This is a genomic window from Henriciella mobilis (genome assembly GCF_003576285.1).
Lineage (GTDB): Bacteria > Pseudomonadota > Alphaproteobacteria > Caulobacterales > Hyphomonadaceae > Henriciella > Henriciella mobilis.
Genome location: NZ_QWFX01000016.1, coordinates 209,280 through 225,897, shown reverse-complemented (window position 1 = coordinate 225,897; position 16,618 = coordinate 209,280). Strand labels below are relative to the sequence as shown.

Annotated in this window: 13 protein-coding genes; 3 read left to right on the top strand and 10 right to left on the bottom strand. The window is 57.3% G+C overall.

What is annotated here, in order from left to right:
- Positions 1–3 precede the first annotated feature (3 nt).
- Complete coding sequence (gene traG / locus D1223_RS16460) at positions 4–1,926, bottom strand: IncP-type conjugal transfer protein TraG (RefSeq protein WP_084393375.1); 1,923 nt, start codon at positions 1,924–1,926, stop codon at positions 4–6.
- Between the two features lie 196 nt (positions 1,927–2,122).
- Here traG and D1223_RS16455 point away from each other — a divergent pair, with 196 nt between their 5' ends.
- Entirely contained in the window at positions 2,123–2,956 is an 834-nt protein-coding gene (locus tag D1223_RS16455; protein ID WP_084393399.1) for a TIGR02391 family protein, read from the top strand.
- A 4-nt stretch (positions 2,957–2,960) separates the two neighbouring features.
- The gene (locus D1223_RS16450; protein WP_119377468.1) at positions 2,961–3,854 is read left to right on the top strand and encodes a hypothetical protein; all 894 of its coding nucleotides are present in this window, start codon (positions 2,961–2,963) and stop codon (positions 3,852–3,854) included.
- 77 nt (positions 3,855–3,931) lie between these two features.
- On the opposite strand, the gene D1223_RS16445 is transcribed toward D1223_RS16450, so the two are convergent.
- The 8 genes from D1223_RS16445 to D1223_RS16415 all read right to left on the bottom strand — a co-directional run bounded on the left by D1223_RS16445 (position 3,932) and on the right by D1223_RS16415 (position 15,014).
- Positions 3,932–7,747 (bottom strand): SIR2 family protein, encoded by a 3,816-nt coding sequence (locus D1223_RS16445; protein WP_119377467.1) that lies wholly within the window; start codon positions 7,745–7,747, stop codon positions 3,932–3,934.
- 310 nt (positions 7,748–8,057) lie between these two features.
- Positions 8,058–9,995, bottom strand: coding sequence for a DUF3363 domain-containing protein (locus D1223_RS16440; protein WP_084391396.1), 1,938 nt, complete (start codon positions 9,993–9,995; stop codon positions 8,058–8,060).
- A gap of 5 nt (positions 9,996–10,000) precedes the next feature.
- A complete protein-coding gene (locus tag D1223_RS19325) occupies positions 10,001–10,639 on the bottom strand; it encodes a S26 family signal peptidase (RefSeq protein ID WP_407647008.1) in 639 nt (212 codons plus the stop codon).
- 37 nt (positions 10,640–10,676) lie between these two features.
- On the bottom strand, positions 10,677–10,931 hold the full coding sequence (locus tag D1223_RS18895; RefSeq protein WP_013301514.1) for a helix-turn-helix transcriptional regulator: 255 nt from the start codon (positions 10,929–10,931) through the stop codon (positions 10,677–10,679).
- 240 nt (positions 10,932–11,171) lie between these two features.
- Positions 11,172–11,495 carry a DUF736 domain-containing protein gene (locus D1223_RS16430; RefSeq protein ID WP_013301513.1) on the bottom strand — a complete coding sequence of 108 codons (324 nt, stop codon included), beginning with the start codon at positions 11,493–11,495 and terminating at the stop codon, positions 11,172–11,174.
- Between the two features lie 458 nt (positions 11,496–11,953).
- Positions 11,954–13,975, bottom strand: a complete 2,022-nt coding sequence (locus D1223_RS16425) for a ParB/RepB/Spo0J family partition protein (RefSeq protein ID WP_084391398.1) — start codon at positions 13,973–13,975, stop codon at positions 11,954–11,956.
- The gene (locus D1223_RS16420) at positions 13,972–14,445 is read right to left on the bottom strand and encodes a hypothetical protein (protein ID WP_084391399.1); all 474 of its coding nucleotides are present in this window, start codon (positions 14,443–14,445) and stop codon (positions 13,972–13,974) included. The genes D1223_RS16425 and D1223_RS16420 overlap by 4 nt, the downstream gene beginning before the upstream one ends.
- Positions 14,446–14,450: 5 nt before the next feature.
- Positions 14,451–15,014, bottom strand: a complete 564-nt coding sequence (locus D1223_RS16415) for an antirestriction protein ArdA (RefSeq protein WP_084391400.1) — start codon at positions 15,012–15,014, stop codon at positions 14,451–14,453.
- A gap of 287 nt (positions 15,015–15,301) precedes the next feature.
- On the opposite strand from D1223_RS16415, the gene D1223_RS16410 reads away from it, so the two are divergent.
- Complete coding sequence (locus D1223_RS16410; RefSeq protein WP_084391416.1) at positions 15,302–15,733, top strand: GNAT family acetyltransferase; 432 nt, start codon at positions 15,302–15,304, stop codon at positions 15,731–15,733.
- Between the two features lie 241 nt (positions 15,734–15,974).
- Here D1223_RS16410 and D1223_RS16405 read toward each other — a convergent pair whose 3' ends face one another.
- On the bottom strand, positions 15,975–16,574 hold the full coding sequence (locus tag D1223_RS16405) for a DNA -binding domain-containing protein (protein ID WP_233353236.1): 600 nt from the start codon (positions 16,572–16,574) through the stop codon (positions 15,975–15,977).
- Between the last annotated feature and the right edge of the window lie 44 nt (positions 16,575–16,618).

Genomic DNA, 16,618 nt, shown 5'->3' with positions numbered 1-16,618 from the left:
GTCCTAGATCTCCCGTCCGCCATTTTCCTGGGCATGCAGGTAGTAGCGCGCAATCTGGTCTTGGATGCTACCACGCTGCTGCGGTGCGCGTTCTTCCTCCGCCGCAATATCCTGCGTGGCCTCATCCTCATCGCCGATGTCAGGGCCTACGGACCGCGCCAGCCCACCTGCATCGTCGTTAGAGGGCGACGGACCAGACTGATGATATCCGCCAAACCACGATGTATTGGCACTGGCAGCCACACTCGGCAGAGCACCGACCCGCTCGGTGAAATTCCGGTCTTCATAGTAGCGGAGTTTCTTCGCGCGGATCGGTGGATGGCTCGCCAGAAAGATCAGCGCGTCATCGGCCGGCATCTGCATCACTTCGCCGGGTGTCAGGAGCGGACGCTGTGTTTCCTGCTGCGAGACCATGACATGACTGAGCCAGGGCGCGAGCCGGTGACCAGTATAATTCTTCTGGTTTCGCTGCTCCGTCGTGGTTCCGAGCATGTCGGAAATACGCTTGGCGGTGCGCTCGTCATTCGTCGCGAACGCGATCCGGACATGGCAATTATCGAGGATCGAATTGTTCTGCCCGTATGCCTTCTCTACCTGGTTCAGAGACTGAGCAATCAGGAAGGCGCGGATCCCATAGCCCGCCATGAAGGCGAGCGAGCTCTCGAAGAAGTCGAGCCGTCCGAGCGCCGGAAACTCATCCAGCATAAGCAGCGTCTGCCGGCGATCTTGCCCATCGGGCAACTCTTCACAAAGCCGCCGTGCAATCTGATTGAGGATCAACCGCATCAAGGGCTTGGTTCGCGAGAGATCAGAGGGCGGAACAACCAAGTACAATGACGCAGGTTTCCCACTCCGAAAAAGATCCTCAATCTGCCAATCCGAACCGGATGTCGCCCGCTGAACGATTGGGTCGCGGTAGAGTCCCAGAAATGAAACCGCCGTCGACACGACCGACGACTTTTCATTCTCGGACTTGTTCAAAAGCTCACGCGCTGCTTCCGCCACAACCGGATGCGTCATTGGCCGGTCGCGGCTTCCGAGATGGTTCGCTTCAAGCATTCGCTCCAGCGTGTCATCGATCGGCCGGGTCGGATCAGAGAGCAGCGTCGCCACGCCCGCAAGCGACTTGTCGTCCTCGGCGTGAAGAACATGCAGGATGGCGCCAACAAGCAGTGAATGCGCCGTCTTGTCCCAATGGCTACGTCGCTCCAGGGAGCCGTCCGGATCGACGAGTATGTCCGCAATATTCTGCGCATCGCGAACCTCGTGCGCGCCGAGCCGCACTTCAAGCAATGGGTTGAACCGCGAACTCGACAAATCCGTCGGATCGAAACGGACACAGCGAGAGAAGCTCGATCGCCACTTTGAGGTCAGCGCCCAGTTCTCTCCCTTGATGTCGTGAATGATGGCATTGCCGGTCCAGGAAAGAAGGGTAGGGATCACCAACCCCACACCCTTGCCTGACCGTGTCGGCGCAAAGGCCATGACATGTTCTGCGCCAGCGTGCCGGAGATAGCGCCCTTTGAACCGTCCCAGCACCAAACCTGACGAACCCAGCAGACCAGATTGCCGAACATCCCGAACCGATGACCAGCGCGCCGAGCCGTAAGTCGTCGCATTCTTCTCGCGTCTTGCCCGCCATAGCGATGCGATGATCGCCATCACAATCCCGGCGATTCCACCGAGCGAGGCAATCACACCGGCCCGTGCAAACACGTCTGGGGCATAAGCATCATAAGCATACCACCACTGGAACAGCCGCCAGGGTTTGTAGACCGGCTGACCCGCCACTTCGAACCAGGCTCCGCCCAAACGAGGTTGATGGTCTAGAACCCCAGCCACCCACTGCGTCGCAATCCACACCGAACAGGTGATCAGGAAAAGCGTCAGAAGAAATTGGCCAAAGAGGAATTTGGTAGGGGTCATGATCCGCCCGTCCGATTGAGAACCGGTAGGAGAATTGCCCGCCAAGCTACATCAAGCGACATGGAGCTTGAGGAGTTCCAGGGAACCAGAGGTCTCGGGGACGCGGGGCAAGGACTGGCTAGGTTCAGAGCGATTGCTTAATGTCCAACGCAATTTGTTGTTCCTCAATTGTTCTGGCCTGGGTATAAGTATGGCCATGGATCAAGCAAAAGAGAGCGAAAGCAGAACACTGCCCCAATCCCAACTTGAGGCGATTGCGCAAGCTCTGGGGGATACAGAAGACGGCTTAACGAACAGCGAGATTGATCGGCTGATCGTCGAGTGCCGAATGGTTGATCCTGGACCGGGCACCAAATGGAAGCGGATATATAACGCTTTCGCTGAAGTGCAGAACCGCAAGCAAAATCGCACTAACGTACTTGAGTTCATCCGTAGAGCGATGGCGCCGGTCAAATACATGAGATCGCCGGAAAGGTTTGAGACCCTCCGCAGAAACCTCAATGGCGTTTTGCTGTTCTCGGGGATGCTGGTGGATGATCGGGGTAAATTGGTTCCAACAACAACGGCAAGCACTATCTCAGATGCCCGGCGGCGCGCAAATGATCTACGCGCTGATCTGAAAGATCGCGGTGTTCATCCTGATGTGTTGGCTTTCTGCAAGGAAGAGCTTCTCGCGGACAATTACTTTCACGCGGTCCTAGAGGCGACGAAAAGCATCGGTGACAAGCTTCGTACCAGAACGGGCTTGCAAGACGATGGAGGCGTTCTCGTTGACCGGGCACTATGCGGTAACCCGCCAATGCTCGCGATAAATCCGCTTAAAACAGAAAGCGAAAGGTCTGAGCAAAAGGGTTTTGCCAACCTCGTCAAAGGAACATTCGGGATGTTTCGGAATCCCACCGCGCACGAAGCTCGCAAGAATTGGAACATGAGCAAGGATGATGCGACGGATTTGTTGTCATTGGTCTCGTTGATTCATCGCCGGGTTGATGCGTCGCATATGCCTGACAGGACAACAGCTAAGAACTAAGAAGATGAAGAGGTATTTGGTTTATCCGTTTGACTTTGACACGCGCGCCGAGTTGTTGCGCACGGAAATTCAAGATTCATGGGAAGAGAAGATAAAGGCGCAATGGCGCACAAATAGGGAGAGTCTTGAGGCGAGCCTTCGCAAGGAACTTGGTGACCACAACTTCGATATGAAGTTGAAGAATGTTAGAGACTGCGGATCAGCACCATTTTCCATCGTTTCGTATCACAACCCATTGTACCATCAGGCACGGTACGCGTTTTATCATGGGTATTACTATCCCGCGCTTCTGGCCGCCTGTGCTTTGGGAGAGCGTATGCTCAATCATATGATATTGGACCTGAGGGACGAGTTCAGTGGCACAGAGCAATACCGAAAGGTTGCTAGGAAAAACTCGTTTGATAATTGGGACGTTGCGATCAGCACTCTTGAGGCTTGGGATATCTTTCAAGCCGATTGCGTCACCGCCGATTTCCGCGCCTTAAAACGACTTCGGCACCGTTCTGTTCACTTTTCTCCTGAGACGTATCGAACGTTGCGTGAAGACGCCCTCAGCGCTTTGCAGCATTTGGCGTCGATAATCCGCGTACAGTTTGGATTTGACGGGGCGGCCAGATGGATGCTGCCTGGCACGAAAGGAAACCGTTTCATTAAGAAGGACAGTGAAGCCGACCCCTTCCTGGTGAAGTATTATCTTCCCCAATGCCCGCTTGTCAGCCCGATGTTTTCGATCAACTTCCTGCCTCAGGGCATCGGCTTTTTCGACTTTAAAGACACCGAGGATCGAGAGGTTTCCGATGCCGAGTTCGCTCGTCTCTACAACGAACGTGATCCGACCTTGATTGCACCGTCAAAAGTGCCGCCGGAAGACAACATAGTGTGGTATCTCCGCCAATAATGAACCTGCGCTGTCTTCTTGTTGTTTCTCTCGGATGCAGAAGAGCGGCCTGGCCACGTTTGCCTATCTCAGAGCGTCTACAATCGTTGACTAAGTTCGATAAGGCGAGAATCGGATCGCAACGAGGGATCGGCTTCTGCAAGAACTGACAAAGCAGTTTCAGCCCCATAAGGCCATCGTGACTTGTCATCGGGAAGGACCGCATACAACAGGGTCAACATGGCGGTTGGGTGTTGTCCGGCAATCGTTTCATCGCTTTTACGGAGTTCGGGGATGAAAAGCCGATCATCGCCGACTTTTGTGACCAGGGTTGCTACAATCTCTGCAATTTCCGGAAATTTGTCTTTCTGAGCTAGAGCCAACTCTACAAGGCGTGCTGACATCTTACTGGTGCGCAATGATTTTTGCTTCGGCCACACGTTGCGAAGGAATTCGACCAAATCCTCCGACCATTCTTCTTGTTTACGTGAGAAACGGTCTATTCTCCATAGAATGTTGCTCTGGAACCGATCACTCCCCTCGATGATCAGAGAACGTAGTTCTTCGTTGGAAACCACACGTTTTCCGTCGATTGTTGTTTTCCACCCCGACAAAAAGAAAACAGCCAGGAATTCGGAATTCCTATTCTCATCGTCCTCCTGTGTTCGCACAACAGCTTCAAGGTGGGGGCGGAGCGTAGTGTAGAGAGGTATTTGTGGAATGGAGCCGCTACTGAACACGCCAGCCCAGAATGCTTCAACATCGCGGCAGTCATCATAGCCATCTTGCAGGACGGAAAGGAGGTTGTCTTGCGTCCATGATGGGTCAACATAGTTGAACCAACGAATGCGCAGGCAGAACACACAAATGCAAAATGCTCTTGTGTCTTGAGGCAGGGCAAGAAGTTGTTCGGCGCTTCGTTTCCAGGATGCAGGAAGTTTTTCGCCTTTTTCAAACTCCTTATCGCCAATAACGCTCACCAGCATTTCGGCCAGCCTTCCGGGGGAAGAATTTATCGCCGCACTCACCCAGTCACGCTTACGTTCTGTGTCGACTATTGCACTCTGTCCAGCAGTGTTGCACTGCTTCAGAGTTTCAACAAATAGCGCCCAAAGTTTCTGGTAGCTCTCTGGGGCATCGCTCAGGAGAGCGGGAGCCACTGATTCAAACCAGAATGAAGCGGAGTGAGACAGGCTTGAAAACTGTTCTGCTGAGAGCTTGCATAGAGCGGCAATAATCTCTTTGCGAAAGGCAGTTGTGTCACCTTTCCGATTTTCCACCCGAAGGAACTTGTCCCAAAACTCCTCTTCAAAATGGCCGCTTGAAAGACGTGCACACAGCGCATCCAGTGCTCTCCGGGGTTCAGCAGCGCTTAAGCCGCTAAAAGGTTGGTACTCGACCAACTTACCCACAGGCCTTCGATTCATATCCAGAAGCATTGGAATGATATCTGCGCTTTCGACGCCTTTTAAAATACCAAAATCCGTATCGATGCGGACCATTCCACCACCTCCGTCGTGAGCACTTGCGGCGCTTTGCGCATATGTGTCACTCCAGTCGGGGGCATCCTTTCTTAGAAGTTCGAGTTCTTTGTCGAGGTCAAATGTGAACGAGCACCCTTGGGTGTTGAGCCATATCAGTCGTCGCAGAACAGAATGAGCGACGTAGGCTTTCTGATCATCTCTTGTCCCGCGCTTGGTCTTCGCGCGACCTGCACGAATACGCTTTTCGATTTGCTTTCGCTTCTCGATGCTAATCTCGTTCCAGCGCCTTGACAGTCCGAGAAGCAAATCTCGCTCACCTTTGAACGGCCAGAATGCATCACGGCTCAACGCCAACAAAACGTCAGCAAATTCGTCTGCAGGTGCAATATCCAAATTCCCGAATGCCCAAACGCGCAAGCGTTCCCACATTCTTCCACCAGTCGGCCAACTTCTGAGCAAGGCGAGCGCCTGCGCGGGTGAGATAGCCGCCATACGTTTGAAGAGGTCCGTAAAGAGGATCACGTGCCCGGAGAGCTTGTAGCTTCGATGAAAGCTGGAATCTCCCTCATCTTCGTTCGGCTCGTCAGGCTCGATAGAGCAAATGTCCACCCACGACGAGCGGCGACTTTCAAGGTCCCAGGCAAACTCCAGTGAAGATTTCAACTTGGGCAGTAGCGCTGGAAGATACTCATCCGGAACTGCGACCTGACGAATCCCTTCTGAATAGTCCACCTCAACTTGCACAAGGTCGGAGGTCTTAAGTTTTTTGGATAGTTTGGGCGGAACGGGGCGACGGCGGTAATTTGTTAGTTTTAGGCATGGACTGAATATGTCCGCATATTCCCGTGCAAGCGATTCGTACCATCCTGTATTTCCCGTGTGTAGCGTGAGCGCATAGGCCTTATCCTTGTCGGCTTTTAAAGAATGAAATTCCCTTATCGCGCGCCAGGCGTCGAGAACCGCCTGACTGGTTCCCTCCTCCTGTTTGCGAAACAGTGAGAAATCGACGCCATCCATTACACGACGATGGATATTGCCCTGCTGGCCCGCCCACCAAGCGCATGCAGGTTCATATGCAACCCGACCTATCCAATCAGCTAAGTAGTCTATGCGTGGCGGGAGGCGTGGCACTTCATCCGCATAGTATCCACGCAGGTGAGTTACATTGTCATGCGATATACTGCGGAGATCCTTAGGCGTAGGGGAGAATGCATCCCATGTTTCCGGCGGAATACGGCCTACCCGCATCCCACCTTGTTCTTCTTTTCGTGGCGGGTGATCGCTATCCAGCTTGTAAAGGTCGAAAGGGTTTATGTTTTTCGTTTTATCATAGGAGCCGTCTTCTGGTGCAGGCTCCCCATATCGAATAACGGGGTCGAACACGCAGAGCCACTCAGATGGGAGCGGCGGGCTATACTGAGCGAATGCTTTTGCTCCCGCCGTCGAACGAACGATATGGGCAACTGCGCCTCGCTCCGCAGGGGTCAGTCTTCGTGGTCCTCGTGCCGCAGATTTTAGTGTTTTGGATCGCCACTTCGATGGGTTGACTGAGCGCTTTGCCCAAACTTCAAGACTGTCCCATAGAGTACGATGCCCGCATCCGCTGTGTGTGTCGTAGAGGATGGGATCAACGCCTTTCTCGTCCCACTCGGCGATTGCTTTAGGATCACTCGCGTCCTGAAATGCATAAGCCCGTCCTTGCGAGGCATCGGATTGCCTTAGTCCTTCCAGCAAGTAACGGATCGGGGGGTCGTCAGCAGAATAGCCGACAAACACGGCGACATGCCTATCAAGTACATTTTTAACGAACTCCCGTGCCCAACCCGCCGCGAGATAGGCATCGCCAAATGAAGCACTTGAAAGGACGAACCCATCCTGTGTTGCTCCGCGATAGTCTTTGTCAACGACACCATGAAGATGTACGATGCCCCAGTCCGCCTCATTGAAAGCTATGTGAGGAAGATTTGACCGAGTCGATGTGATCAGGTTCTTCCCGGCCGTCTCAAACAACCGATCAAAGTTCGTCGTTACAATACGAATCTGTCCGGTTAGCAGGGTGCTCAGTTTGAGCAAGGTTCGATGAGCACCGAGGTCAACTTCGCCGACGCTCGATAGCGCTTCTGCGACTGCGGCTTCAATCTGAGTTCGTGTGAACTCTCGCTCCAGCAGGCCAAAAACCCTATCTGATGTAACGACACCAGATAGTTTATGCTGATCTTCGACGGACTGACCGACCTCGTATAGGCGTCTAGCTGGACTGTCATGCTTTGCCCCCAACCTGTGCAGAACGTCGGTTGTAAGGCGTTTGAAGTCGGGCAGGTCTGCGCGTGCTCTGGACACTCCCGCTCCACAGAAGAAAACAACTCGGCCTTCGTCCTGCGCCCAAAGCAGATCATCGGGTATGTCTGGTCCATCGGCAATGAAGCGCATTTGCTATCGTCGGATCTTTTACTGAGAGTTCAACGTTTCTCTGACCGTGCTATCACGGTTTGTGCTCGAGGTGATGGATAGCTTTTTCAATTAGCTGCCTTCTATGCTAATCGTCCGTGGCAACTCCTCTCAGTCGTGCTGATAGTTGTCCGTCTCGACTATTGCAATCACCTTCGATAATCCAACGGATCAGGCGTCAATGCACTTAATTGGTTGGTTCGTGAGGTTTGTTGTTCGCGAATTGCTGGAGCTTGTTTCTTTGTACCCATCTCCGGTTCGGTCAGGCTCAAAATGTTGTGCACGAAGAAACTCAGCGAATGATTGTACGTCCTTTCGCCAGCCGCCACTGAACCGAGCTTCCAGACCGCTCCAAAACCAATTCCTTGCCACGCCACAACGCATTTCGCTTAGACCATGCCGCTAGCGCAAATCCATCAGTGCCTTCAACGACCGCAAATCGTCCCTGAGCCAAGTCGACATTCCGAGTGTAGACCCCCTGAAAGCCTCGCTGAGAACCGAGCGGCACAAATGCCTTACCCTGACGCGTTTCCTCAGCCGCGATCATCTTCTCCATTTCCACTCTGCGAAGTCGAACGATAGCGTCACCCGAAAGCCGCCCATCGGGTCCAAATTCATGGCCTTCCCGGCCTAGCCAGGCAGATCGTGCCTGAACAGCAGACCTCACCTCCCGTGCAAAATCCCCGCGCCACGCTTCGATATCCTGACTGTCGATCCCGTCCAACCAGGTCTCGGCTTCGCGTTCAACCAGGGCTTCGACCTGCAACCACGACCGGACGTTGATGGAAAAGCTCCGCTGTCTCGCATCAGCATCCAGCGCGCGCTTCCTTAAGTCCGCCGGAATGCTCCAGCTGCCATCACTCCTTCGCTCAACAATACTGAGGCGCCGCAACGCCTCCAGCCGACGCTTGTGAGCAAGCCGAAACGCCGACGAACTCGTCGGGTCTGCGGCCTGGTGCAGTTCCTCAGAATACTCCCCACCATTCTGCTTTGCGATTGCCGCAATTGTGCGATCTGCAGGCTTTGGTTCGATCGTCTTCCGTCCGACTGAAACAATCCCGCCTGCCTTCGGCAATTGAACCGCTTCCTGTTCTGTCATCTCGATTGACCAGACCCGCCCGTCGAGCCCTTCGATCAGCGCCGTCGTGCCGTTCCGCAATTCATCACCCGGCAAAGTGGTCGCAAGTCTTCCCAGGATTTCGCCAGCGGCATCCAGATCACGGGACAGGGCATGGAGACGCGACGCATCGATTTTCCGGCCCTCAAGATTGGCAAGCGACCGAACCATGTCTCCGCGCCTGCCGAGGGCCCGCAGCGTATCCTGCCAACCGTCTTGCATAGCCCAGCTGCCATTCTCGTGTCGTGCCGCAAGGTCGAGCGTTTTCAGAAACCGCAGACGCCGCTTAACGACCGCACCATCGAACCTCGATAATCCGCCGCGTTCACTCTCTGGTGTGTAACGACCATCGGTCAGCGACCGCGCAATGTCATGATCGATCGCCGTAAGCGCCTCACGTTCGGCATCGTTCGACCTCGCCGCAGCCATTTCCCGCAGCCGCCGCTGGCCAAGCTCGAGCGTTACGAGCTCCTGCGCCCGCGCCCGAAATCCGTGCGTGATGTACTTGCGGTCCATCAGCAGCTCTCCATTTCGCGCATTGCCGCCGCGGATCACGATATGAACATGCGGCTGCGCTGTGTCGTGATGGTTGGCAGCCACCCAGTCGAGCCGGCGGCCGAGATCCTTCTCGACCTGGCTCATGAACTCCCGCGTGAACCGCGTCAGATCCTTCATCCGCTCGGCATCCTCCGGAGAGACGATCAGCCTGAACTGCCGCCTGTCTTCAGAAGCGCGTTCGTTAAACGATTTAGCATCGGCCTCATCGACGCTCCGGTCATAGAGCTTTCCGCGCTCGCCCTCGCGCCCGGCACCTTCGCGGCGGATGTAGGCGACGTGCTTTGTAAAACTCGCCGCGCCGGTCGGGCCTGCCCGCGCAATATGGACTTTCACAATTACGCGCCGGGCCCGCTGGTTTGACCAATGGCCAGCAAGGGCGGCCTGTACTTTTCCACGCCCTGCATGACGCACAGCGCCCGGTGCCAGGGATTTGCGGCCACGGCTGCCAAGCCGCCCCTTCGCGACGACACGTTTCAGCCGCTTCAGCTGGGTCTTTACCTTGCCCTGCGACCTGATCTTCCCGAGTCGAGGAACGAAGTCGAAATCGTCGCTCATGGCTCCTAGCGCGCAGCGGATTGCAAATCCGTGCACCCGTCTTCCGGCGCCGGGTCACACAAAAAAGGATGTGCAGACAATGGGTTAAGTGTCGCCGGGTGACACTCCCTTAATCTTGCCCTCCGGGACACAGAATCCATTCCCGTCCCGCTATCTATCGCTTTGACGGTCGCCTGAACCTCAGCCGACCGGTCGCCATAAGTCCATACGGACCTGGCGACGCCAATGATGCGCGCGCCGTCCTGAACGCCGAAGTATCGTCCATCGACTGACAGGGGATGAGAGTTGAGCAGGAAAACTTCGCCGGCTTTGAGGGTCTGACAGCCCTGCCAGGCGGGAAGGGCGCTGCCGGACTCGGTTACTTTGAGCGCATCAACAGATGTGATCCCGTTGATGGAGACCTGCGTATCGCATCTGCAAATCTCGTCACCGGACAGGCCCGCAACATGCTTCAACAAGGGCCAGTCGGCGCCAACAATTCCCTCATCGTTCAGCCAATGTCGAACCTCATCCGAGGGCGCAAACGCTACCAGATCGCCTGTCGAAATTCGCGCCGACCGGTCAACAAAGTAAAGGCCCTTGGGCATGCTTTCCGTCCGGTTCCAGATGAAGTCGGACCGGTTGATAATGCTGGCGGAGACCATGAGGCCTAGCCCGCATCCCATGCCTAACAACGCGATTCTACGACTCATCGCGAAGGCCTGTCCCCATGAACCTACGTCCATTGGTGTAAGCGATGATGTCCTTGCCGCGATACCAGACCTTGGCGCCGATCTTGTGATAAACCGGGCCTGTTCCCAGCGAACGCATATTGACCAGGGTCTTCGGTTTGAGGCCGAGATGGTCAGCGGTTTCATCCGTGTTCATCCATTCGGTCGGGGTTGGGAGGTTTGATTTGGGTCGAAGCTCCTCTCCACTTCTATTTGTCTCTGTCATAGCGTTGCTTCTCCTTTCCTCTACGCAACTCGAAGCCCTGACAGACTGCCAACTCATCCTCAGATTAAGAGTGTCTAACTTGCACCACACGCTCGCGACACCCTTGAATCCCCAAAGAACCCTCACGTTAGAATGCAGCGCTGATAGGCGTATCAGCACCTTCGTTGCAGACCCTTTCGGTATGAAAGAAGACCGCTCCGGAGGTGTCTCCGGAGCGGCTTGGCAAGGCTGTGATCTACCCTAGTCGCGCGCGTTCCAGAGAATGACGTGCCGGCCTTTCTTGCCCTTGACCGGGGCGAGGTTTGCGAAAATCCGGCGCGGTCCGATCTGCGGGTCTGCCAGCGTCAGCGAGACATAGTCGCGTCCCGATGCCTTCGACTTGCGCATCCAGCCGCCGCCGATTTCGGTCGAGGTTTCACCGGCATAGATGCGGTAGTCCGGATGTCCTTCTTCGGTCTTTTCTGCATTCTTCTCGATGCGGATTGCGGCAGAGAGGTTCATCATTGCGAGGGTGCCTTCAAAGCCGGACTTGGTCTCGCTGACATATCCGAGTGCGTTTGCCATAGGGGTCTCCTTTTCTTTCCTTGGCGTGTCTCCCGGGGACCCCTTGTCCCCGTCGACGCCGGACCGCCCGGACGGGGGCTGAGCGGCTAGAACCCGATAGGGGCGAAGCGCATGCGGAGCACCGCCTGGGGCGATGAAATTTGCTGCGCGAGGAGCCGCAAAGCGGCGGGGAAATTTCTTCGCCGCAGGCGGTTTCATGGCCGCTCAGTCCGCGTCCAGGTCTTCAAGGCAAAGACGGAAACAAGGGGTCAGTGACACGCTTTTCGGGAAGAAATCAGACCCCTCATCACACGCGTCTCGATTGTCCATCGAGACCTCAAGACGCGCGATTTTTTTTGAAGGCATTTTCATGGGTCGCCCAGGTATCGGAGCCACAATCCCCAGCCTCAGAAAGCGGAAAGCCGCCCGGTGACAGGCACCGGGCGGCTCCTCAAGCTGGCTGAACAGGAGACGATTATTCAGGCAGCGTCCTGATGCTCAGGCGTCTCATCGGACGCGTTTTCCGCCCCCGCTTCGAACAGGCTCGCAATCCGTGTCCACGCATCGGCGGGCGGTGATCCGGCCCCGTCGACAAGGCGGGTCGGTGGCACCTGCATCCAGCCCGGTCGCCAGTCAGGATTGGCCTCGCAACCCTCCCCGCTGATCCGGTTCGCAAGCTCCTGTTTCTGCGCCTTGCCCGTCTCGGCGCGGCACGATTCCGCGAGCGACAGGGTCGCAATATCTCCGATCATCGCATTGATGGCGCGCTTGTCCTTCGTGAGATCGAAGAACACATCGTCGGGCTTCCACGCCGCCGAAAGGTCGGTGCCGCAGACATGCAGGACGGCTTCGACAATGCCATTCCCGGCCTCGAGCGCCCGGGCCATGACACTTGCCAGAACCGTCAGGACTTCTTCATCCGACATGGCGAGCAGCGCAGTGAAAAGCTCGCACACGCGGTAGTCGTCGCCGTTCCGGCGAAGGGCCGGATTGACGTTCAGCGCCTTGAACAGGGCGTCAGTCTGAACCTTCTTTTCGGCGAGTGCAGCCACAGATGCCGAGCCTTCGACGCTCGCTTGCGTCTCATCTTTCCGGACGCGAAGCTCGTGAGGACGCACGTCCCAGAGCGCGCTCCCCGCCATCGCATGCGCGACCATCAAGCGGAGAGCAATCGCGGGTGATGTGGCCAAACTCGCCTGAGCAGCAGCGTGGCGATGAAGCAGGATGTATTCCGCAAGCGGGCCGGACATTTCTGGCCGAACGGCTGCCGGAACGGCGTCGCTGTCACCTTTCGAACCCTGTTGCCGCTTACGGGCCTCGGCGGAGGTCAGCTGTCCCTCGTGGAGCTGGACCGTCCCGTCATGGCGGATTTCGATGAAGACCTTCCCGCCATCTTCCTTGGCGCACTGGACATATTCCCAGCGGTGGAAATACGCCCCGCGCTCAAGGCAGATGACATCGCTCCAGCCGTCTTCCTTGTAGGCCTCGACCCGCTCGGCAATCGTGGCGGATTGTGCCTGCCAGAACTGATCCGCATCCGCAAAGACGCCATGCTCGCCAAAGAGGTCGGCAGTGACCTGTCCTTCATAGGCATCAAGATCGAACAAGGCCTTGTCGGTGGTGATCGTGGTCCCGCCCGTTATCCATGCCTTGCACGACCGGCCCATCGGGGCGCGTTCGGTTTCGCTCTCGAAGAGGCGAAGCCATTCGGCCTGCTGGTCGGGCGTGGCGAGCGTCAGCGCGCGGATCGTTTCACGGTCCAGCTCGTCCTCGGCGTAGAGCTTGCGGATCGGCTCGGCGAGCGAAGCAAGCGCGAGCACACGCCGCACCATAAGCTCGGTCACGCCGAAGAAGGCGGCGATATCCTCCACTGCCTTGCCTTCCTCATGCAGCCGTTTGAACGCTTCATATTGCTCCATTTCTGTCGCTGGCAGGCGTCCGACATTCTCGATGACGGAGGCGGCAATCGCGGACGCCGCATCCTTCTCGGTCATGATCGCGCAGGGGACCAGCGGCGTCTCGCCTGTCTCCTTGGCGATTTCTTTCAACGCGAAGAAGCGGCGGCGTCCGGCGATGACGCCATAATACTTGCCCTCGCGGCGGACCAGCAAAGTCTGCCGCAAACCGCTCTCGCGGATTGATGGCAGGATGTCGGACACGTCCGGTTTCTTTCGTCCATGACGCATATTGAGTTTTGAAATCCGAAGCTCGTCGAGCGGGATGTGTCTAAGGTCGGGCTGTGCCATGGGGGTCTCCTTTTCTGGCGGGTGAAGCGAGAGACCCAGCGCCCATGCAGGGCCTCTCCAGTTGATCTTGGTGAAGGGAAAGCCCTCGCTGTCGCGGCAGGCTTCTGGGTCGGTCTCGCCCCAGTCATAGTCGCGGATCGTGATCAGGGGCGCGCGGCCCTCGACCCAGATTTCGGCGACCTGGGCCTCGGCAATGACGAGCGTCATGCGCGGCCTTGGGCCAAGCAATTCAGTGACGGTGCGGGCAACGCTCATGTCGAAGCCCAGCCCGTCACGGTCGCAGCAAGCCGGGCCGCAGCGGCGCGGCCTGCGTCCAGCGCCTCGGATAACAGCTCGTTCGCAACAGTGGTGAGGTAGCAATTGTCCGTGCCGGGATAATTACACTCGACGCCCCAGAGGCTGGCGGCGTGGTGATCCAGTTCGATTCCGTCGCGCTCGACCGAAAGCACGATCCCGCAATAGAACCACTCGCCCTTGCGCCATGCTTCCATCACGGCTTCGGCCTTGGCCTGCGCCTCGGCGAAGCGCTGGCGGAATCCGTTTCCCGGCCCAATAAAACCGGGCGCGTCCTTGTAGAGCGAGGGCCAGAATCCGTCCTGCCGCTGGTCCGGCGCGTCGGGGCAATCGTCGGCAACAATCCGGGCCGTGACCGTGAAGCCCTCGGCTTCGCAGCTGATCGTATCGCCTTCGCAGGCGTAGGTGTTGAAGTGCTGGGTGAAGGTCATGGCGTTCAACGCGTCCAGAAAACGTGAACGTCTTCGAACCCTGTCTCGAACACCATGATGTCGCCATTCAGCTCCATGTCGCGGGCGAGCGCTGACCAGTCGATATAGTATTCGAGGGCTGCGGGGATTTCCGTCCCGGTGTCGCGGTGGAGTTCTTCGGCGAAGTCTGCCCGGCTCGAAAAGCAGCCTGCGTAATCGTCGAAAGCCGCCACGGCCTGCTCAAGGTCGTCGCCAAAATGGCGATGGACCAGCGCGCCGAGCCTGCCATGTTCGGCAATAAAATCGGCCAGATTACAGACTGTCCCGAAGCTCGCATATTCGGAAAGCTGCGCGCCTTCGAAGCCTTCATAGTCATGGATCGCCCACTCTTCGGCGTCCGGCAGCGGCGACGTCACCAACATGGCGCGAACCTCGGCCATCACCTCATCAGGTGTCGTCGCGTCGATCCAGCGCCCGTGCAGGCAGCCATTATTGTAGGCGGCAAGGCAGGCCACATAGATACGGGGCCGGTCTGGAGATGTGGGTGCAGCGTCTGCCGCAAGGGGGGCTGAAGGTTGCGGTGTGGTCATGGCGTCAGTCTCGTCTCCCCGCCCAAATGTCCCTCCCGCATCAGGCGGGGGTGGGCGGCGAGAAGGCCGGCAGGCCGGACCTGTTAGCCGGTTGGGCAAGGCGGAAAGGTAGGACGCTGAGACCGCTTCAAGACGCCTTCAGTCCCGTCGCCTTGCGCAAGCGGCGGGTCCGGGCAGACCGGTCGTCCGCCCACCTCCGTCTGAGAGGGAGATTGTCCTGGACGCCGGGCGGACGGTTGCAGGCCGCGGGACGCGCCAACCGAGCCGAATCCCGCAAGACAGACTATATGAGCCTACACATCCGCACCTATCGCGAGCAGGACCGCGACGCTGTGATTGCGCTATGGGAACGCTGCGCCCTGACGCGGCCGTGGAACGATCCGTCGGCCGATATCGATCTGTGTGTGCGTAGCCGCGAAGCGACGCTGATGGTGGGTTACAGGGAGGATGATCTGATCGCGTCAGTTATGGTCGGGCATGACGGGCACCGGGGATGGATCTACTATCTCGCCGTCGAACCGGAGCGACAGGGTCATGGTCATGGCCGCGAAATGATGGCCGAAGCCGAGCTGTGGCTCGCAAGCCGGAATGTCGGAAAAGTCCAGTTGATGGTCCGCATCGGCAATGCCGATGCCGAAGCCTTCTACGGGGCGCTCGGTTATGAAGCCCAGGATGTGACCGTATTCGGGAAATGGCTGAACGACCCGAACGCCCCCTGAGCCAGCGGCCTCATAATGCTCATGCAGGCCGAGCAGCCTCCGACCCCTCTGCTTGTCAGTGGGAAGCGCAGGCTGGCGCGATCACCGGCGAGACACCCGCATGCCGCTGGGCTGCCCGGAAGGGCAGACCAGAGGTCCGGAGACGAGCCGGGCCGCTGGCGGCGTGCCGCCCGCGAAACAGCCCCCTCGCGTCAGCGAGGGGTGATCGCCGGATCAAGGTCTGATGCCAAATTGGATCTGCTCAGGTCTGTGCAGTCAGGAGGTCCCTGTATCCGCCATCCCGGAGTTCACGTCCTCGCACGAGGGCGCGGCGCATTTCGTCTTTCATGGCCCGGCTGGGGCTCTGCCAGGCTTCGGTGGCGCGATCCTCGCCATAGATGATGGCAGCGGTTTCAAAATAAGTTAGACCGGTCTCATGCGCATCGAGCGCAATGAGCGCATTGCGAAACGCAAGCGATGAGCGTGTCCAGGTGTCGTTGAAACTCGGATCGTCCTTGCCAAGAATACGCTGAGCCTTGCCGATGACTTTAAGTGTTTCGTCCATGCTCGACACATTATCGATGATCAGTTTCATGCGGACGGGTTCGACGCTGAGTAGTGACAGACCAGAACAAGCGACTTGGATGCTGTGGCCGTGCCCACGGATCATCAGGTATTCCCGGCCGACGCGATCTGTGAGGTGGGTGACTTCACACACATTGATCGTCTGATCGAAAATATCGTCGCGCTCGCTCGGATGACGCGGTACGACCTGCATGGTCAGGGCGCGAGCATAGAGGGCAGGGATCCAGAAGACGTCGGCCTCGTAGCCATTCGCGTCTATGTCGGGAAAAAAAACCAAGCCGAATTTCTCAGCGTCGATCTGGTCGCATAGCGGCCGGAGCA